The sequence below is a fragment of the Corynebacterium sp. ES2775-CONJ genome (assembly GCF_024814515.1).
In the GTDB taxonomy this organism is placed as follows: Bacteria; Actinomycetota; Actinomycetes; order Mycobacteriales; family Mycobacteriaceae; genus Corynebacterium.
Window position 1 is genome coordinate 13,027 of the sequence record NZ_JANUXT010000001.1, and the last position, 19,657, is coordinate 32,683.

18 protein-coding genes are annotated in these 19,657 nt (G+C 53.5%); 14 read left to right on the plus strand and 4 right to left on the minus strand.

The features are described 5' to 3' along the window. Positions 1 to 8 precede the first annotated feature (8 nt). The 12 genes from NXT01_RS00070 (at position 9) to NXT01_RS00125 (ending at position 12,959) form a co-directional block, all read left to right on the plus strand. Positions 9 to 905, plus strand: a complete 897-nt coding sequence (locus NXT01_RS00070; protein WP_396124677.1) for a c-type cytochrome — start codon at positions 9 to 11, stop codon at positions 903 to 905. Next, positions 902 to 2,122 carry a ubiquinol-cytochrome c reductase iron-sulfur subunit gene (locus NXT01_RS00075; protein WP_259076041.1) on the plus strand — a complete coding sequence of 407 codons (1,221 nt, stop codon included), beginning with the start codon at positions 902 to 904 and terminating at the stop codon, positions 2,120 to 2,122. Before NXT01_RS00070 ends, NXT01_RS00075 begins: the two co-directional genes overlap by 4 nt. After that, positions 2,122 to 3,747 (plus strand): cytochrome bc complex cytochrome b subunit, encoded by a 1,626-nt coding sequence (locus NXT01_RS00080; protein WP_259076043.1) that lies wholly within the window; start codon positions 2,122 to 2,124, stop codon positions 3,745 to 3,747. Before NXT01_RS00075 ends, NXT01_RS00080 begins: the two co-directional genes overlap by 1 nt. A 1,306-nt stretch (positions 3,748 to 5,053) precedes the next feature. Continuing rightward, positions 5,054 to 5,680 carry a C40 family peptidase gene (locus tag NXT01_RS00085; RefSeq protein ID WP_259076046.1) on the plus strand — a complete coding sequence of 209 codons (627 nt, stop codon included), beginning with the start codon at positions 5,054 to 5,056 and terminating at the stop codon, positions 5,678 to 5,680. A gap of 141 nt (positions 5,681 to 5,821) precedes the next feature. Beyond that, entirely contained in the window at positions 5,822 to 6,844 is a 1,023-nt protein-coding gene (locus tag NXT01_RS00090) for a C40 family peptidase (protein ID WP_259076049.1), read from the plus strand. Then, positions 6,841 to 7,938: a glycosyltransferase family 4 protein gene (locus NXT01_RS00095; RefSeq protein WP_259077079.1), complete on the plus strand. Its 1,098-nt coding sequence runs from the start codon at positions 6,841 to 6,843 to the stop codon at positions 7,936 to 7,938. The genes NXT01_RS00090 and NXT01_RS00095 overlap by 4 nt, the downstream gene beginning before the upstream one ends. Before the next feature lie 80 nt (positions 7,939 to 8,018). Continuing rightward, positions 8,019 to 8,969, plus strand: a complete 951-nt coding sequence (locus NXT01_RS00100) for an ROK family protein (RefSeq protein ID WP_259076051.1) — start codon at positions 8,019 to 8,021, stop codon at positions 8,967 to 8,969. Positions 8,970 to 8,995: 26 nt separating this feature from the next. Then, positions 8,996 to 9,736: a 1-acyl-sn-glycerol-3-phosphate acyltransferase gene (locus NXT01_RS00105; protein ID WP_259076053.1), complete on the plus strand. Its 741-nt coding sequence runs from the start codon at positions 8,996 to 8,998 to the stop codon at positions 9,734 to 9,736. Between the two features lie 96 nt (positions 9,737 to 9,832). After that, entirely contained in the window at positions 9,833 to 10,867 is a 1,035-nt protein-coding gene (locus NXT01_RS00110; RefSeq protein ID WP_259076055.1) for an acyltransferase family protein, read from the plus strand. Beyond that, positions 10,864 to 11,010 carry a hypothetical protein gene (locus NXT01_RS00115; RefSeq protein ID WP_259076057.1) on the plus strand — a complete coding sequence of 49 codons (147 nt, stop codon included), beginning with the start codon at positions 10,864 to 10,866 and terminating at the stop codon, positions 11,008 to 11,010. Before NXT01_RS00110 ends, NXT01_RS00115 begins: the two co-directional genes overlap by 4 nt. A 1-nt stretch (position 11,011) precedes the next feature. After that, on the plus strand, positions 11,012 to 11,536 hold the full coding sequence (locus NXT01_RS00120) for a polyadenylate-specific 3'-exoribonuclease AS (RefSeq protein WP_259076060.1): 525 nt from the start codon (positions 11,012 to 11,014) through the stop codon (positions 11,534 to 11,536). A 34-nt stretch (positions 11,537 to 11,570) separates the two neighbouring features. Next, positions 11,571 to 12,959 carry a class II 3-deoxy-7-phosphoheptulonate synthase gene (locus NXT01_RS00125; protein WP_259076062.1) on the plus strand — a complete coding sequence of 463 codons (1,389 nt, stop codon included), beginning with the start codon at positions 11,571 to 11,573 and terminating at the stop codon, positions 12,957 to 12,959. A gap of 34 nt (positions 12,960 to 12,993) precedes the next feature. Here NXT01_RS00125 and pknB read toward each other — a convergent pair whose 3' ends face one another. Further along, positions 12,994 to 15,201, minus strand: coding sequence for a Stk1 family PASTA domain-containing Ser/Thr kinase (pknB, locus tag NXT01_RS00130; protein WP_259076063.1), 2,208 nt, complete (start codon positions 15,199 to 15,201; stop codon positions 12,994 to 12,996). Positions 15,202 to 15,275: 74 nt separating this feature from the next. Between pknB and NXT01_RS00135 the strand changes: the two genes are divergently transcribed. Further along, a complete protein-coding gene (locus NXT01_RS00135) occupies positions 15,276 to 15,644 on the plus strand; it encodes an Rv2175c family DNA-binding protein (protein WP_259076066.1) in 369 nt (122 codons plus the stop codon). Here NXT01_RS00135 and NXT01_RS00140 read toward each other — a convergent pair. The 3 genes from NXT01_RS00140 to NXT01_RS00150 form a co-directional block, all read right to left on the minus strand. Then, entirely contained in the window at positions 15,641 to 17,086 is a 1,446-nt protein-coding gene (locus NXT01_RS00140; RefSeq protein WP_259076068.1) for an alpha-(1->6)-mannopyranosyltransferase A, read from the minus strand. The genes NXT01_RS00135 and NXT01_RS00140 overlap by 4 nt on opposite strands. Before the next feature lie 8 nt (positions 17,087 to 17,094). Further along, entirely contained in the window at positions 17,095 to 18,165 is a 1,071-nt protein-coding gene (locus NXT01_RS00145) for a polyprenyl synthetase family protein (protein WP_259076070.1), read from the minus strand. 158 nt (positions 18,166 to 18,323) lie between these two features. Beyond that, positions 18,324 to 18,869: a GNAT family N-acetyltransferase gene (locus NXT01_RS00150; protein WP_259076073.1), complete on the minus strand. Its 546-nt coding sequence runs from the start codon at positions 18,867 to 18,869 to the stop codon at positions 18,324 to 18,326. A gap of 207 nt (positions 18,870 to 19,076) precedes the next feature. On the opposite strand from NXT01_RS00150, the gene NXT01_RS00155 reads away from it, so the two are divergent. Further along, positions 19,077 to 19,505: an SAV_6107 family HEPN domain-containing protein gene (locus NXT01_RS00155; RefSeq protein WP_259076075.1), complete on the plus strand. Its 429-nt coding sequence runs from the start codon at positions 19,077 to 19,079 to the stop codon at positions 19,503 to 19,505. The last annotated feature ends 152 nt before the right edge of the window (positions 19,506 to 19,657 follow it).

Below are 19,657 nucleotides of genomic sequence, written 5' to 3' on the forward strand. Positions count from 1 at the left end.
TAAGGAAAATGATGGAGACCAACCATACAAACTCCGAGACGGTGAGCTCAACCGACTTGGCCGCCCACGCGAAGAAGGTGCGTGGCAAGCGGAAATTGCGGCGCACCCTCGCTGGTGCCCTTGCACTTGCCTTCGGCCTCACCGGCACCGGCCTATTAGTAAACGCTGCCACCCCAGATCCGCAAGTTGCCACTGCGCAAGCCGATGAGCAGGCTTTGATCCAAGAGGGTAAAGACCTCTACGAGCTAGCCTGTGTGACTTGCCATGGCACCAATTTGCAGGGTGTGGAAGATCGTGGACCATCACTGATCGGTGCTGGATCAGGTGCGGTCTATTTCCAAGTGCACTCCGGCCGTATGCCGATGCTGCGCAATGAAGCCCAAGCCGCTCGCAAGACCCCTCGCTATAATGAAGCGCAATCGCTAGCGATCGCCGCTTATGTAGCCGCCAACGGTGGCGGACCCGAAATCGTCTATAACGAAGACGGTTCGGTAGCCCAAGAATCTCTTCGCGGGCACCAGTTCGACGGCAAAATCAATCCCGCCGACGTAGCGCGCGGATCTGATCTCTTCCGTCTCAACTGTGCATCCTGCCATAACTTCACTGGGCGCGGCGGGGCATTGTCTTCGGGCAAGTACGCTCCGTACCTTGACCCAGCAAATGAGCAAGAGATTTACCAAGCTATGCTCACTGGTCCACAAAATATGCCTAAATTCTCCGATCGGCAGCTATCGGCGGACGAGAAAAAAGACATTATTGCTTTCATTAAGTCTGCGAAGGAAACCCCATCTCCTGGTGGCTGGAGCTTAGGTGGCATCGGCCCCGTTGCTGAAGGCATGTTGATGTGGCTTGTAGGAATCGTGGTCCTCGTGGCCGCCGCTATGTGGATTGGATCGCGCTCATGAGCGAAAATACTTCAAAGAACTTCAGCGACAAAGAGCTCAACGCAATGACCAACGAGGAACTTGCGCGCCTTGGCACGGAGCTCGATGACGTCACCGTTGCCTACCGCAAGGAACGGTTCCCTATTAAAAACGACCCCGCCGAGAAGCGTGCTGTTCGTATTGTGGGCATCTGGCTTGGTCTAGGTATAGTAGCTGCTTTGGCCTTCCTGGCCGTTTATATCGCTTGGCCGTGGCAGTATAAGGGTCATGGCGATGACGGGCTGTGGATGTATACCCTCTTCACCCCGCTTCTTGGCCTCACCGCTGGTCTGGCCATTTTGTCCCTCGGCATGGGCGTGGTCATTTACGTGAAGACCATCGTTCCAGACGAAATCGCGGTGCAGCGCCGCCATGATGGCCCCTCAGATGAAGTCGATCGCCGCACCATCGTAGCCCTACTGAATGACTCATGGCACACCTCGACTCTAGGGCGCCGAAAGGTTATCCAAGGTCTCCTCGGTCTCGGTGGCGTGCTAGCTGGCTTAGTGATCATCGCCCCACTAGGCGGCATGATCAAGAACCCGTGGAAAGCCGGCAAACTCGGCATTCAGGGTGACGGTACACTCTGGACCTCCGGCTGGACACTCTCCGAGCAGGGAGTGAAGCTCTATCTTGGACGTGACACTGGTGCCCTCGCCGAAAAGCATGAAAGCTCCTCCGGTGAGCACTATACGACCCATGGCGTGACCCGCTTGGTTCGCATGCGCCCTGAGGATCTAGTGGCAGCTGGAATGGAGACCGTTTTCCCACTTCCTGCTGACCTCGTCAACGATGGGGACTTGTACGACCCCCAGGCGGACGTCTATGAGAATCAGATGCACTCCATTCATGGCCCTCGCAACGCGGTCATGCTCATTCGCTTGCGCTCCTCGGACGCTGAAAAGGTCATCGAGCGCGCTGGCCAAGAAGATTTCCACTATGGCGATTACTACGCCTATTCCAAGATCTGCACGCACATCGGTTGCCCAACCTCCCTCTACGAAGCGCAAACGAACCGAATCCTGTGCCCGTGCCACCAATCGCAGTTTGATGCTCTGCATTACGGAAAGCCTATTTTCGGGCCAGCCGCACGTGCTCTGCCACAGCTGCCGATTACCGTAGACGAAGAGGGTTACCTCATCGCCGCAGGCGACTTCATTGAGTCTGTCGGCCCGGCATTCTGGGAGCGTAAGTCATAATGACAAACAAACTCGCTGAAATAGGCAATAATATCGATTCCCGCTACACCCTCGCTGGTGGTATGCGGACCCAAATAAATAAGGTCTTCCCGACCCACTGGTCATTTATGCTCGGTGAGATCGCTCTCTACAGCTTTCTCATCCTGCTCCTGACTGGTGTCTATCTGACCCTCTTCTTCGATCCATCGATTACGAAGGTCATCTATGACGGCGCTTATCTCCCACTCAATGGTGTGGAAATGTCGCGCGCCTACGCCACCGCATTAAATATCTCCTTCGAGGTTCGCGGAGGGCTGTTCATTCGACAAATGCACCACTGGGCTGCGCTGATGTTCATGGTCTCAATGACCGTGCACATGCTGCGCATCTTCTTTACTGGTGCTTTCCGACGTCCCCGCGAGGCCAACTGGATCATTGGTTGTGTACTCCTGCTTCTCGGAATGGCCGAAGGTTTCATGGGTTACTCGCTACCTGATGATCTCCTCTCCGGTGTTGGTCTGCGTATTATGTCGGCCATCATTGTGGGACTCCCAATTATTGGAACCTGGTTGCACTGGCTGATCTTCGGAGGAGACTTCCCCTCCGACCTCATGCTCGATCGCTTCTATATCGCCCACGTTCTCATTATCCCTGGCATCCTCCTCGGCCTGATCGCTGCACACTTAGCGCTCGTGTGGTACCAGAAGCACACCCAATTCCCCGGACCAGGTCGTGCTGAAAATAACGTCGTGGGAATTCGTATCCTCCCACTCTTCGGTATCAAGGCAGCCGCCTTCGGCCTTATCACCGCTGGTGTTCTCGCCTTGCTCGCTGGATTGACCACAATCAATGCCATTTGGATGCTGGGCCCATATAATCCATCGCAGGTATCTGCTGGCTCCCAGCCCGATATCTATATGCTGTGGACCGACGGCTTGGCTCGCGTTATGCCGGCTTGGGAGCTGTATATTGGCAACCACACCATACCGAATGCCGTCTGGGTCGGACTCGTCGCGGGTCTAATGGTTGTTTTGCTCATCACTTATCCATTCATCGAAGCAAAAGTGACAGGCGATAATGCCCATCACAACCTGCTGCAGCGTCCACGCGACGTCCCAGTGCGAACCTCCATCGGAGTTATGGGTATTACCTTCTTCGCGGTACTTACGCTCTCCGGCGGTAACGATCTCTTCGCCTTGCACTTCTATGTATCGCTGAATGCCATGACGTGGTTTGGTCGCATTGGACTTCTCGTATTGCCACCACTGGCCTACTTCATCACGTATCGTCTGTGTATAGCCCTGCAGCGCTCAGATCGTGAAGTTCTAGAGCATGGTATCGAGACCGGCGTTATCAAGCTCATGCCTAATGGCGCCTTTATCGAAGTTCACCAACCTCTAGGACCTGTGGACGAAAATGGACACCCCATCCCACTGCCTTATGCCGGTGCCGCTGTGCCGAAGCAGCTGAACCAGCTGGTATTCGCCGGCGAGCCCGGGCGTGGTAGCTTCTTTACTCCCGACGATGCAGAGATTGCTGCAAAGGCTCGAGAAATCGAAGAAGAAAACCACCACGAACAGGTCGAAATGCTGGAAAATCTCAATGAAGCAAATAGGGCAGAGGATATCGATAACAATCGAATCTAAATAGGCTCTATCAGGTGGTGTCTCCATATATATAAGGAGACACCACTTTTTTTGCTTGCTGTATCAACTTACCCGCAACTCACCAGCTGAGGTTGAATGGCTTTCAGTGGCCTCAATCAAGTGTTGCAGAACCGAAAGTTTGCTGCATCCAGGGGTAGTGGGGAATTGCCCGATGGAATATCCCTCGAAAGATTCGGCTAGCGCCCCGTTTAAGCCTAGTTACGGCGCAGTTGTGGCGCGGGTGAGCCAGATAGAAGGCGCGTTAATTATCTGCGTCAGTTTCTACTACACCCTTAGTAGATTTGGTCTAAAATTGAGTCCTGGTGAATACGATATAGATGCCCGCATGTGAACGAGCCGATCGTATGGGGAGTGCGAGCAGCAGCATGTCTAAAGAGTTGTGGTTGTGGGACCGTCACCACCACGCTATATCGAGGCCTAAGGACGAAGCTCAAGATGACCGTCCTACCTCCTGAGCTATTGGGAGGTAGTAATGGAGTTTGCGATCTAAACCAGCGCGATTTTCAAGTTGTGAATGCAACACGGCCCGGTGGGGATCGTTTAATTATCTCGTCATTTTTTTAACGCCCGAAGATCTCCTGGGAAGATACACCCCGCCCTGGGGCCGTGGAAACGATACGCGTGCTATCTGAGTAGGCCATTTGCGAGAGGTCTCTGGCAGTACCGTAGAGGGGATGTGTACAGCGCACAGTTTGGTGGCAGTGACATCTGTTTCCTGCCAACGATATGGAAGATAGTGATAGGTAGAGATCTGTGCCGCATTTTTGAGCAGAGCTGGGGGGATCTGAGGGGTTCTAAAGGGATATATGCTCGTGCGCCGTCTGTACATTTCTGTTACTCGAGTGAACTAGAGAAAAGGCGCGTCTAGCTGCCGTTTAGCGTGAGCATTTCGCACATTTTCGCCGATATACCCCTAATCTCCCGGAATGTGTTATAAATCACATTAACTTTTTACGTTGGTTTTATAACGGGATGACCTCAAAAGTGTAACGGTTTGATAACGCTCCTATGTGCAGGTAGACGGCCTTTCCGGAGAATATACCAACGTCTAATAAACACTCCCTTCATCCTTCTTTGTGCAGGGCACCCCTCCTGAATCCGCTGGTTTTTCACCTAAGGAGTAGACACGACTTGTAATCATTTCGTAACCTTATTGAGACAAATCAAAAAGCATGGGTTGAGAAATTCTTCCTACCTTTGGTCCCACTGAGATCTTCTCGAAGCGACCGCCAGTTTTTAAGGACACTCCTTGGCTGGTTGAGATTTAGTATTGGAGACTGAATTCGTGGCTAAGCACCGCCGTCAAACCAACTCGACTGCTCGCAACGCAGCGGCTGTAACCGCCGTCGCAGCGGCAGCAACCTTGGTTAACCCCGCCGCCCAGGCTGCGCAGGTCGTCGTCCCTGGAACTGATCTTGCAGTGGAAATTCCAGGCATCGAGAATATACCGGGAATCGCTAATATCCCCGGTGTTGAGCAGTGGATCCCATCGCTTGCCGGGCAAGCCTCTGTTCCTAACTACTCAGCCGTCGTCGGATTCCCTGGCGTCGAGCAGCTTCAAACCCAAACCCTCGGACAGGCAGTAGTCGATGCAGCTCGCTCTCGTATCGGCTCCCCATATGTATGGGGAGCAACCGGGCCACATGCCTTTGATTGCTCAGGACTAACCACATGGGCCTATTCGCAGGTAGGTAAGCGCATCCCCCGGACGTCATATGCCCAGGCGTCCTCGGGCCAGCCGGTGTCTTACCAGGATCTACAGCCTGGAGATATCGTTGTCTTCTACTCAGGTGCATCCCACGTCGGTATCTACTCCGGCAACGGCATGGTAATACACGCACTCACCGAAGGTGTCCCACTCTCCGAGACTGCAATTTCTACGATGCCCTTCCACTCGGCAGTGCGGTACTAGTCTGTATGCTCCCATTCTCTAAGCCCTGAGCCCTAATAATCATAGGGGCTCGGGGTTTTTCGCTTTGTCCCATCTGGATGAGGGATGGGATAAAATGGCGGTTTAACTTTCATCTGATATGCCTAAAAGGGGTGGAGTATCGTGCACATTCGTGCCGTCGGCATAGTGACCGTGCTTGCTAGCGTGAGTTTGGGGTTGCCAATACTTAATGCCCAAGAACTTCCAGACCGTGATGTGGGCAACCTCATCGCGCGTATGGGCGAGATCTCCGCAGAGGCTAATATAAAAAACGAGGAGGTCAAGCAATTAGCTGAGGACCTAAAAGCCGCCGAAGCAGGATTACCTGATTTCGAGCACCGCGCTACAGAGGCCACGGCGCTCGCCGATGACGCTCTGAGAAAGCAACGCGATTACCAACGGAGTGTTAATTCGATTGCTCAGGCGAAATATCGGGGCGCAGTAAAAGATCGAGTCACCCAGGTTATCGGATCGAACAATCCCCAAAACGCCATCGACCGCTCAGCCTATTTTGCAACGTTGACCCATACCACCGAGAAGGTAGTAGAAAGCCTGCAGCAGGCTACACGCGAGGCTAACGAGGCGCGTAACGAAGCCCGTCAGGCCCTGGAGGAAGCAAAATTTAAGCGTAATAACATCATCGCTCGACAAAAAGATCTGGAGCGAGAAAAAGAAGAGCTCAAGACTAGGATCACCGAGGTGATTAACCAGGTTGATGCCCTCAGTCCTGCAGAACGGGCTCGCTGGGTGGAGAAGAATGGTCCGGTAGATTACACATTAGCGGGTATCGAGGGCGATAATCCCTCCGGTATGCAAGCCCTTGAAGTGGGTTTGACTAAGCTCGGCTCTCCCTACGGGTGGGGTTCCGCCGGCCCCGACGCTTTCGACTGCTCGGGACTAGTGGTCTGGTCTTATGCTCAGCAAGGAAAAGTACTTCCCAGAACCTCCCAAGCCCAGATGTCGGGTGGTAAGCCAATTAGCCGAGCAGAATTGCAGCCCGGTGACGTGGTGGGCTTCTACCCAGGGGCCACTCACGTCGGCATCTACGCTGGTAATAACAAAGTCCTCCACGCCAGCGACTATGGTATCCCCGTTCAGGTAGTGAGCATGGACTCCATGCCGTTTTATGGGGCGCGTAGATACTGATGCGGATCCTACTCGTTACTAACGATTTCCCCCCTACCACAGGCGGTATCCAATCATATGTGCGCGATTTTGTACATACCCTGCCTGCGGGCGATATCGTTGTCTACGCCTCTACCCAGGACCAACACGAAGCGGCACTCTATGATGCCACGGTTAGTTACCCGATCATAAGAGACTCCGCGCGAGTGCTGCTTCCCACTCCTCGGGTGCGCCGAAAGATGCAGCAAATAATTCGCACATATTCAGTCGATACCGTGTGGTTCGGGGCAGCAGCTCCCCTCGGACTCTTGGCGGCAGCAGCAAAAGAAGCCGGCGCGACTCGCGTAGTGGCTACCACTCACGGGCATGAAGTGGGCTGGTCCATGCTGCCTGTTGCCCGCTCCCTCCTTGGCACTATAGGAAAACACTCTGACTGCGTCACCTATATCTCTGATTACACCCTGGATCGCTTCGCGTCTGCCTTCGAGCAAAAAGGTTCGTGTCACTTTGCGCATCTGCCTTCAGGCGTGGACCACGACGTATTTAGACCTCGACCCACCCAACACAGTGAATCTCTGACGGTTGTGTGCATCTCTCGTCTGGTTCCGCGTAAAGGTCAAGATCAACTCATTCAGGTGTGGCCGGAATTTCTCCGCGCATATCCTCATGCCCAACTTATTATTGCTGGTAGTGGGAGAGACGAGAAGAGGTTACGCCGGTTAGCAGGTGATGAACCAACTATTACCTTTTCAGGTCGGATCAGTGAAACCGAAAAGGTAGAGCTCATGCAGAGTGCGGATATTTTTGCCATGCCTTGCCGCACGAGGGGAGGCGGACTCGACATCGAGGGCCTAGGGATTGTCTATCTTGAAGCGCAAGCTTGCCAAGTGCCGGTTATCGCTGGGAACTCAGGGGGTGCCCCGGAAACCATGACCGCTGATAGCGGTCTTGTAGTCCACGATTCGAAGGAGCTCCTTCGAGCCTTGTGCTACCTTGCTGAAGATGCTGAAAGACGTCGTGCCATGGGGGAGGCAGGCCGGAGGAATATCGAGGAAAATTGGACCTGGGATACCATGGGTCGGCGGCTGCGCACAGTTTTGGGTTATGCCGAGTAATTTAGAGCCAAGCTTCAAGACGTTATATCCTTGAATAATTAATCTACGTCAAAGAGTGGGTACAAAGGTTGTCTAAGGTCATGCATGAAATTCTCACCGTCGGTTTCGATATCGGGGGAACCAATCTGCGTGCCGGCGTGGTTGACCACGAGGGACATATCATCGATGCAGTAGCTACTCCCGTCCCGCGCAGTCCTGAAACCCTTGTGCGAGGTATTATCCAGGCGGTAGAGCATCTAAAATCCTCCCATGATATTGCTGCGGTGGGACTTGCAGTTGCGGGGTTCTTAGATCCTGAATGCGAAATCGTGCGCTTTGCTCCGCACCTTTCCTGGCGCGACTATCCTGCCAAGAGAGAACTTGAAAAGGCTCTGAGGTTGCCGGTTCGACTTGAACACGATGCCAATTCGGCAGCGTGGGGCGAAAACCAATTCGGTGCAGCCCGTGGTGTGGACAATTGGGTATTATTCGCCCTCGGCACCGGCATTGGGGCAACTTTGATGGATCGAAACACTATCTATCGCGGGGCCTTCGGCACCGCTCCGGAATTTGGGCACCTTACCGTCGTTCCCGATGGACGTGCCTGCGCCTGCGGGAAAAAGGGCTGTTTGGAGCGCTACTGTTCGGGATCGGCTTTAGAAGAAACCGCGCGAGAATACCTCAATCACCCCCACCATCTCCCCACAGCTTTAACACATAAGACAATCAGCGGCCGCCACATTATGCATCTGGCCCGTGAAGGCGATCCGCTAGCAACCGAGGTGCTCAAGGATTTTACTATCTGGCTGGGCAAGGGTCTGTCCATCGTCGGCGATGTCCTTGACCCCGGTCTTATTCTGCTGGGTGGGGGAGTCTCCCAAGATGCGGACCTTTATCTGGCTACTGCGAAAACGATTATGGCTGAGAATCTGGTGGGCGCCGGCCACCGCCCCGTGGCCGAGGTGAAATGCGCTGAATTGGGCGCTGATGCGGGTATGATAGGCGTAGCTGACTTGGCTCGGCGCTACGTTAACCCATCCCTGCCGGATTAAGACTATTCAGGAGCTTTCAAAGGATTATGACCAGCAAACAATGGTATTGGATATTCAAGTATATTGTGATGGGTCCTTTCCTGAAGCTTTATAACCGTCCCGAGATTACCGGCGCTGAAAATATTCCCCACACAGGTGGCGTCATACTAGCCTCCAATCACCAATCGGTGATGGATTCCTTCTACTTGCCACTGATGATTTCCCGCCATGTGACCTTCTTAGCCAAAAGTGAGTACTTCACCGGTACCGGCGTTATCGGGGCTATTCAGCGGTGGTTTTTTAATGCAGTAGGCCAGGTTCCACTTGATCGCACATCGTCAGACGCCAAGGCAGCTTTAGAGGAAGCCGCGGCGCGAATTCTCACCAATGGGGAAGTCCTGGGTATTTATCCAGAAGGCACTCGCTCTCCAGATGGCCGCATCTATCGCGGTAAGACAGGTATGGCACATATAGCTCTCAAGCTGGGAGTACCAGTGGTGCCGGTGGCTATGATCGGTGCTCGAAAGGCCAACCCCATTGGTTCCTGGATTCTTCGACCACATAAAGTAGGACTACGCATCGGCGAGCCTATTGACGCCCGCGCCTATATAACAGGTCTCGGCTTAGACCCCGAGACTCATGAAGCGAAGAGAGCCTTCACAGACTATTTTATGAAGACCCTGGTTGAGCTGGCACAGGCAGATTATGTCGATATATATGCCAGTACAGTCAAAGAATCCCTAGCCGCAGGAAAAGGTTATCCACTAGGGGCGGAACCGCAAGTCTAAATCCCGATTTTGGGGGCAGAACTACTACTTTGAGCCCGCCCCTTGTTATGCTTAGCCACTTGTAAAAACGATCCCCAGTGGCTGGAGAAAAAGACTGTGAGCACCCCATCGGATAAGGCCCGCCTACCGTGGCCTGATGTGGCGCGCGGCATCTCCATTATCGGCGTCGTAGCCCTCCACGCCACAATAGAGGTCCCCGGCGGGATAGATACCGGCTTAGCACGACTCAATGCCTTCATCGATCCCCTCAGAATGCCCCTTTTCTTCCTCGTTTCGGGCTTTTTTGCCCTGAAAGTCACTCGTTTTACAGCCAAAGAACTCTTCACCCACAGGCTGTGGTACCTATTTGTACCCTATATCCTCTGGACTCCCATATGGGTGCTGTTGACCGAGTACCTCCATCGCGGGCGGATAGTGGGGTTGCGAGAACTAACTGAGCTATTATTTGCTGCACATTCCATGTATTGGTTTTTGTATATGCTCATTCTCTTCACGTGTGTCTTGTGGCTGAGCCGCTCTTGGCGATTATCCCAACAGTTGCTCATCCCGAGTTTAATAATCGCTGTGACGCCACTACTGATCCAGCTCCCCATCCCAAATATTCACCGCTTTTTGTACTACCTACCCCCTTTTCTTCTAGGTGCCTACTTGCGCCCGTGGATAACGCACTTTGCCATGTCAGCTTTCAAGCCGGGCCATCTCCTTGGGGCTGGAGGTTTAGCGGTCGGAGCCTACCAGATTGAATTGATCGAGTTCTCTGCCTTCTGGGAGCCGCTACAGTTCGTGGGAATCCGCTTAGCCTACCTACCTCTAGCAGTTATAGCCGCCGTGGCACTGAGTAAAATCCCCCTGGTAGGTACTGTGCTCGCTAGTGTTGGGCAACATACTTTAGTGATCTATCTCGGTCACCCCATCGGGCTCAGTCTTGGTCTACTCATCCTGTTGCCATTCGAGCATTTCGGACATACTCACTTCATGGTGGGGGCAGCACTAGGGTGTTCCATTCTCGGGGCATGGGTGCTTCATAGAGTGCATCAACTCCCAGGCCTTAGATGGTTGGTCACTCCACCGCCTATTTCGCTACCACTTTGGGGCACCCGCACCCAATCAGTACACTTGGCTTCACGATGAAGATCAAGATTATCGCGACCCTCCTGCTGCTGATCGGCTATGTGATCGTGGGGGCCTTGGATTTCCATAATTCGGTTATCGCCCCTATGGTGTGCGTTGCTGTGGCATTGATCTTTTTCTGGCCCAGTCGAAAGGACAGCTGAGATGAGATTTTTCTATGATACCGAGTTCATCGAGGACGGCACCTCAATTGATCTGGTCTCTATCGGCATTGTGGCGCAAACAGGAGAAGAATTCTATGCCGTATCCACTGATGCAGACCACCGCTTGGCCAATGCGTGGGTTAAAGAACATGTACTCAACCAGCTTCCCAACCCCGCTAGCTCGGTGTGGATGAATAATGAACGCATTGCTGCAGAAGCTTTGAAATTTATGAGCAGTTTCCCCGGATCAATCGAACTCTGGGCTTGGGTCGGGGCCTATGACCACGTGGTCTTTGCTCAATTATGGGGCGATATGCAGGGGATGCCGAGGAATCTGCCACGTTATACTCGAGAACTTAAGCAGTACTGGGAATTAGCTGGTAAACCACAACTTCCTCCTCTTCCAGCAGGAAACCACGATGCTTTAGTCGATGCCAGACATAATCTCGCCAAATTCCAGGTCTGCATGGCCGCTATGCCCCTCAATCAAAGGAATGCGGTCATGACATCGGGTGCTATGGATTAAGTCACTATGTGATTTTCGTGATAAACATAGAGGTGTGAGTTGGACAGTAGATATTCCTAAAGAAGCCCTCCCAGATTTACCGCCGCTACCTGATGGCATTCGCGAAATCTTCGACGACGTCATTGCGCGTCCCGCCCATCAGCAGCCAAACTGGGACCCGCACATCGCAGCGAATGTGCGCAAGATTCTGGAATCGGTGCCGCCGATCGTGGTTGCCCCCGAAATTAGAGAACTTGAAAGCAATCTCCGAGATGTGGCTTTAGGGCGAGCCTTCTTGCTTCAGGGTGGCGACTGCGCCGAAACCTTCGAGTCCAATACTGAACCCCATATTCGCGCCAATATCAAGACCTTGCTGCAAATGGCTGTCGTGCTCACCTACGGTGCGTCAACTCCAGTAGTGAAGGTTGCGCGCATTGCAGGCCAATATGCAAAGCCCCGTTCGAGCGATCTCGACGAAAATGGTCTACCCAACTACCGCGGCGATATTGTTAACGGCGTCGAAGCGCACGCCGAGTCACGCTATCATGATCCAGCTCGTATGATCCGTGCTTATGCAAACTCCTCGGCTGCCATGAATTTGGTTCGTGCCTTGACCGCCTCGGGTACCGCCGATCTCACCCGAGTGATGGAGTGGAATCGCGAATTCGTCTCCACATCTCGAGCCGGCGCCCGCTATGAGGCACTCGCTCAAGAAATCGAGCGCGGACTGGACTTTATGGGAGCGTGCGGAGTCAACGATGATTCACTCCGCCACGCTACGATCTTTGCTTCCCATGAGGCTCTCCTTGTCGATTATGAGCGCGCCCTCCTCCGCCTTGCAACCGATGAAGAGGGTCGTACCTCCTTATACGATCTGTCAGCGCACCAGCTGTGGATAGGCGAGCGTACCCGAGGTATCGATGATTTCCATGTGAACTTCGCCGCCATGATCTCTAATCCCATTGGTTTAAAAATCGGTCCGAGTGTTACCCCGGCTGAAGCTGTAGCCTATGCAGACAAGCTTGACCCGAACTTTAAGCCGGGTCGACTGACTCTGGTGGCGCGAATGGGACACGACAAAGTGCGCTCAGTTCTGCCAGGAATCGTCGAGGCTGTGGAGGAGTCAGGGCACAAGGTCATTTGGCAGTCTGACCCTATGCACGGCAATACCATTACATCGTCGAATGGCTATAAGACGCGTCACTTTGACAAGGTTATCGACGAGGTTCAGGGCTTCTTTGAAGTCCACCGCGAACTAGGCTCGCACCCCGGCGGAATTCATATTGAATTTACCGGAGAGAATGTCACTGAATGCCTAGGAGGTGCTGAGGATATCCAAGACTTGGATCTGCCCGGTCGCTATGAGTCAGCGTGTGATCCCCGTCTGAATACTCAACAGTCTCTTGAACTGGCATTCCTAGTCGCTGAGATGCTAAGAAATTAAAAAAGGAACCCGCCATTTGGCGGGTTCTTTTTTCCTAGGACACGGTGGCAGTTATGCGCTGGCCCGGTTTAACGGATTTACCCGCTTTCGGTGATTGCTTAGTCACAATTGCTCCGTCGTCCGCACTCGACGCTACAACTAAACTGAGTCCAGCGTCTCGAGCGGCGCGCGCGGCATCGGCAACGCTCAAGCCAACAAAATCGGGAACCGATATCCTCGACACTACAATGATGGTGACCTCCGCTGCGTCGGCGTCGATGAGTGTTCCAGGTGGCGGATCGAGCGTGGCTACCGCCTGATCAGAAAAGCCCGCAGCGGTGGCTGAAGATGCTCGTTTAGTGGCTTTAACCTTAACGCCTAGGTCCTCTAATTGGCTGCGAACCTCGGCAGCGTCAAGCCCGACAACCTCGGGCAGAACTACCGCCGTGGACACTGAGATTGTAATATCCTGACCTTTCGCCGCTTGTTCGCCAGCAGGCGGATCACTCTTGATCACTTTGCCATCTGTCATCGTCTCATCGTAGATTTTTTCAATAATGACATTGAAGCCAGCCTCTTCGAGGATGGTGCGCGCCTGTGGGCTTGTCTGGCCCTTAACCTCAGGTACTGTCACCGGCTCGGGCCCCTTGGAGCGATGCACTGTGACTACCGATTGGGTAAGCACCTCCGTGCCGGGTTCCGGTTCCACGCGGCTGATCTCACCCGCTGGGATATCGGAGGAGAATTCTGGTTCTCCCTCTTGAGCCGCCAATGTGTAATTGGCCAGAATCTGAGGGTAGTTAGCGATTCCCCGAAAATCAGGCACCCGTGGACGCCCCTTGGACACCAAAAGGGTGACAACGTCACCCTTAACCTGTCGTCCACCTGCTTGAGGATCGGTGCCAGCAGCAAAACCTACCGGAATATCGTTGGCATAGGCCTCCTGGCTGGTGGTTGAGAAACCGGCTTCACTCAGTACTCGTTCAGCAGCTACTCGCTCCATACCAATGACCTGTGGGATCTCCCCGTAGCGGCCGGAACCAAACCACCACCCACCGATCGCTACCGCAATGGTGAGAATGAGGGCCAAAATTGTCCACGCAATCAGTCGCCCTTTGCCGCGGTTGTGAGCGGTCACTGGTGGGGTATATGGGATGGTTACTGGCTCCGGAATATAGCGTGGCGCGCTATTTACGGGAGCAAAGGTAGTGGTCTCGTTGAGAGCGTCAAAATCGGGGGCTGATTCTGTGGCAAGAATGGAAGTCTCTTCATTGCTGCCGATTACTGGCAGTACGGTGGTGCTATCCACCGGATTCTCGCTCATCTCTCCAGCAGTTAGCGCCGTTGTGAACATGGCAGAATTGTCGTCTTCGATTATGCCTTCAGCGGCACGCGAGGCCGCACCGTCGCGAGGCACGGGCACCGTGAAATCAGGAAGCTGCAATTCCTCAGCGACGTCTTCGAGTGCGAGTAGAAATTCCGATGCATTATTAAAGCGCTCGCTGGGACTAAAAGAGCACGACGACACTACCAATTCATCGATGAGCTTCGGAACCCCGCTGATTTGAGAGCTGGGAACAGGCACGTCGATATCGAGCCGCGCAAACGCTTTTTCCATATCGGATTCACCCGTAAAGGGTGTTTCTCCGGTGAGCAGTTCGAAGAGCACCAGACCTGCGGAGTACACATCAGACGCTGGGGTGATGGAGGCACCGGAAACCTGTTCTGGTGACAGATAGCTAACCGTACCGACAATTGAGTTCTGATCGCCGTCGTGGGCGGCGGCGCGCACGAGACCAAAGTCGGAGAGCTTAACCTGGTGATGGGACGAGATGAGAATATTATCTGGCTTCAGATCACGGTGGACGAGTCCGGTTTGATGGACGGCATCAAGACCCTTAAGGACCTCGCGCATCACCGCGACGGCGGCATGCGGTGGCATAGGACCGCGCTCAGCGAGTAATTCCCGCAACGTGCCGCCGGTGATCAACTCCATGATGAGGTAGAGGTGTTGCCCCTGCGAGGAGAAATCATAGACGCCGACAAGGTTAGGGTGGTTGATGCGCGCCATCGCCTGGGCTTCGCGGTGGAACCGCTGTCTAAAGACAGGGTCGTTAACGTAGCGTTCGTTCATGACCTTGGCGGCCACGCGCCGACCCAGGCGGGTATCGAGGCAGCGGTAAACCGTGGACATTCCACCTTTCGCAATCGGTGCTTCGATTTTGTACCGGTCTTCGAGGATATCGCCAACGTTTAACTGCATGCTTTCGATTATTCCCTAAAACCTCGGAGTTGCGGAAACTGCGTCAGTGAGAAAAGTCTTGGTATGTTAGCTGTGTGAGTAGTGAAAAAGTTTCAGCTTCGATAATCCCCGCCGATACCGAATTGCTAACAGTGGTTGAATATGCCCAGCGCTTGGGTGTTGCAGTGACCCGAGTATTCGATATGTTGGGCGAGCATAGGCTCATCTGTGTATACGATGGTGCGATCAAAAAAATTCCGGCCGATTTCCTTTCCGCGAAGGGAACAACCAATAAATTCGTCCCAGGTCTTATCGCCCTACTCTCGGACGGTGGCTATACCGATACCGAAATTTTTACCTATCTCTACACTGACGATGACTCCCTTCCTGGTCGTCCTATAGATGCCCTCCACGGGCATCTAGCGCGCGAAGTTATGCGGCGCGCACAGGCTATGGGTCTCTAGATTCTTATAAGCCGTGCTGCGCTGACGGCTACCAGGGCGCAACAGATGACCCAGATCGGATTATAGAGTTGGTGATTGCCCGAACCGGTAAAGCTGGCCGCAATGAAGATGCTGCAAGCTGCGAGTGCCCGGATGAGTAAAGGCCTCTCGCGTAGTCCAACTACCACCGCGCTCAATGGCAGAATACTGGCGTAGTACCACGGTAATACCACTGCATTAAAGCTCAAGACCACGATATACATGACAGCCATAGCGGCCACCGGTTTCGTGCGACCCCACCACCAACAGAGGAGATACCCTCCGACCATGATGACAGCACCCATCTGGCGCATCACTGCCAGAACCTCGTTATACGGGAAGGGCTCGATAAATAGTGACCCAATAACCGCGATCTGGTCACTGATAAGGGTAGGGACGGACAGCGAATTTATAACCTTGGAATTACCCGTGAGCGCTTGGATCCATCCATAGGAAGCACCCGAAGCGGTGGTGATTAACGCTAGAACGGCTACACTAAGAAGTGCTCCGATTGTTGCGTGCAAGAAAAAGGCGCGCACCCGAGCAGCTGTTGAGTTGTGGCGATTGACCGCGATCCAGATCACAAAAGGTAGGACAAAACCCGCCGTTGCCTTTAGCGACATCGCTAATGCAATGAGCACAATACCGCTATAGAATCCCCCAATATTGGGAAAGCGGTAGATGCTCACGAGGCCGACCATCACCAGACCTACCATGATGGCCTCATTATGCAGGCCACCAATAAGATGGATGAGCATGACAGGATTGAGCACGCCTATCCACAGCGCAAAACTTCTGTCTACACCGAATATCAGCGCCAGCCGAACCACACCATAAGCTATGAGTGCACACCCGATCAGCATGACGGCTTTTATGAGGTAGACACCTATGAGCACCTGATCGCCCGCTAGAATCGTGATTCCCTTGCTCAACCATAAATGCAATGGCCCATATGGGGTAGTGGTATTACGCCAATCATGGGAGACCTCGAAGAGGTAATTATTGGGATTAACAGCGGGGCCTTGGGTGTAGGCGTCGAAACCGTCGCGCAACAGAGTACCTTGCATGAGGTAGGAGTAGACATCACGCGACATAAGGGGAGCTGCTGGAATGAGAGGCACCACCCACCACAGCATAACCTTACGCATAAAGGAATAACTTGGTAGGCAGAGTCCGAGAAGAACCCACGCCGCTATCAGACCCATGGTGCCCACCCACACCGCGGTATTAGACAACGTTGCTCCGTGACCAAAGCTGAGAAATTCCCAACCGAGACGCTTGAGTAGCCCGTCGCGCCGCTGGATTGCACCGCCACCAAAAGAACCTAGAGTAAGCAGGAGAGCAGAGACTGAGCCGAGGATGAGGCCAGCGCGGGCGGGGGAAAGCTGGGTGATGTGCGAATAAAAAGGTGAGCTGGCAGGCATATCAGTGGCTAAAGGGCACGCGCCGTGGCCTGGGAGGCAATCTGCGAGAGTAACTCAAATACTTCTGGCTTCAGGTTAAGCTGCTCCAGATAGTGAAGTCCTTGTGAGACCATCGTGTCAATTCGCTCTTCGATTGCTTCATCGGCCCCTGTGCTTTTGATATCGGCCGTTAGCTGGCTAATAGCTGCAGCGTCCACGACGTTGCCTATACCAGCTCGAATCCGCTTTTTAGTTGCGGGATCAGCAAGTTTGAGCGCAGTGGCGAGAAGTACCGTTCGTTTACCCTCGCGCAGATCGTCGCCTGCTGGTTTGCCGGTAACCTCAGGATCCCCGAAGACCCCCAATTGATCGTCTCGGAGTTGGAAAGCTATACCGATTTCCCTACCAAAGTGTCGCAAACCGGTGATTCGTTCGGCCGAGGCATCACCGAGTGCAGCTCCGATATGTAAGGGGCGCTCGATGGTATAGGCGGCGGTTTTGAAACGATTGACATTATTGGCTAGGGCGAGATCTTCGCTTGAGCTAGCCTCTAGCGCGATATCAAGTAATTGGCCGCCGATAACCTCCGTTCGCATTCCGCGCCATGCCGGTAGGGCTCTGGTGATGGCAGCGGGGCTTAACCCAGAGGAGTGGAACATATCGTCGGCCCAAACGAGCCCGAGATCGCCCATGAGGATGGCGACTGATTCTCCAAAGTGAGCGCTATCGCGAGACCAGCCGCGCTGTCGGTGTGTGGATTCGATGAGGCGGTGAAAGGTGGGATTGCCGCGTCTCGTATCAGAAGAATCGATAATATCGTCGTGGATGAGAGCACAGGCCTGAATAAATTCAAGCGAAGATATGGCAGTGATAACAGCTTCGACGTCTTCACACTCATGACCAGCTGCCACATAACCTGCCCAGGCGCACAGAGGTCGCATCCTTTTCCCGCCGCTTAGGACAAATGTTTCCAGTTTCCCTACAGCCTCCGAGACAGGGTCTCCGATAGTAGCAATAGCTTCGCGCTGCTCGCTAAAGAAGCGGCGGAGCTTATCTTCAACACGAGCTGGTAGATCCTCGATTGCAGGGTACTGATTCATGATTCCTCGCGCGGGTGAATGAGTTCGAATTATTAACGTATTGCGGCGGATGTCACCAAGTCTTCCTGACTAGTTTACGGTATATCCGCTACCGCGCAGCATTTTTTTAAGCAGCGCACTCTCATCAGGTCTGTAGTGAGCTGAGCGCCTGCACTGGCTTAGGGGCGCAGTTGCTTAGAGAGGATGGCAAAGGGGCGGGCATCGCCGCGAAAGTGAAAATCGCGAAGTACATCTTGAAAGCCAAAGTTCCTATACAGGTGGAAGGCTGCATTCTCTTCTGCGTTCACTTCGGGAGTAGATAGTATCGCGTACTCACAGTCCACCTTGTGCAGTAGCTGTTGGAGGAGGGAGTGGCCGATCCCCAGTCCTTGGAGTCGGGGTTCGACGTGAATTTCGGAAATAGTGAAATAATCTCCTAGCACCTCTAAGCGGTGTGACCCATGCTCACGCAAACCGCGCCGAATTTCTTGGTCCCACCACTGGTGGCGGGCTCCGCGGTGGCCAAAACAAAAGCCCAAAAGGTGGCTGGCATCATGCGCGATAACTGATTGAAAATCTTTTTCGAGGGAGGCAATCCGCCACGCTTTCATCGCTGTGTTGTGCACGTCTGTGCCATAACTCATCGCACGGATATAAATACTGACCAGTTGGGGACAGAGCACCGAGAATTCATAAGGGCTCAGGCGTGAGTAGAAGATAGGCACCCTTGTATGGAACCACGTTTTTAAGCAGATAACTTTGTTTAGCGGAAAATACCCCTTCTCATTTTAGAACATATGTTCTAAAATGAGAAGTGTGTAGTCCACCTCATTCGATAATCTGAGCTACAACAAGCAAATCTTCGTTCTAAAAAGGCATAAGCCCCCTGAGTCTCGTCGCTCGAAAGGCGTGAATGATTAAGGAGAAAGATAATGGGAGTCGTCGTTTCGGCTAGTACACGTTTTCAGGCTGGTCAGGGGAGTGCCGCGGGTTTCTTAAACCGTGCTCAGGTGCTCACCCGTGAGGCGGTGCAGGCTCGCGACCACGGTCGTCTCGATATCGCCTTAGAATATGCATACCTGGCATCCATTAAGGTTGCGGCTGCGTGGGTGTCCTGTACCGTCGTGGCGAAGCGTAAACGGAAGCCGCGTTCAGTTTTTGCTCAGTTAGCTATGGTGGGCGGCGAGGCTACGCAGTGGGCGCAGCGTATCGGAGCCTTTTCGCAATTGCGTAGCCGATCTCTATCGGGATTGGAGTGCCAGCTAACCGTGGAGGTCTTAGATGAGCTCATCGAGCTCGTGGCCGAGTTTTATAACGAGGTGGATCGGATTACCGTGGTCTCCTACCCAGCGGCTTCTTAGATGGGGGTGACGTGGCTAGAAAAGTGTTCGCTAAGGGAACTTTCGCTTCGGGGTGGCCGTTGTAGTACTAAGAAGGCATAATCTTTGCTATGTCGAGAGCGGTTTCATGCAGCTCCTCCCGATAAAAAGGCATTATGCTGGTTGTATTCACA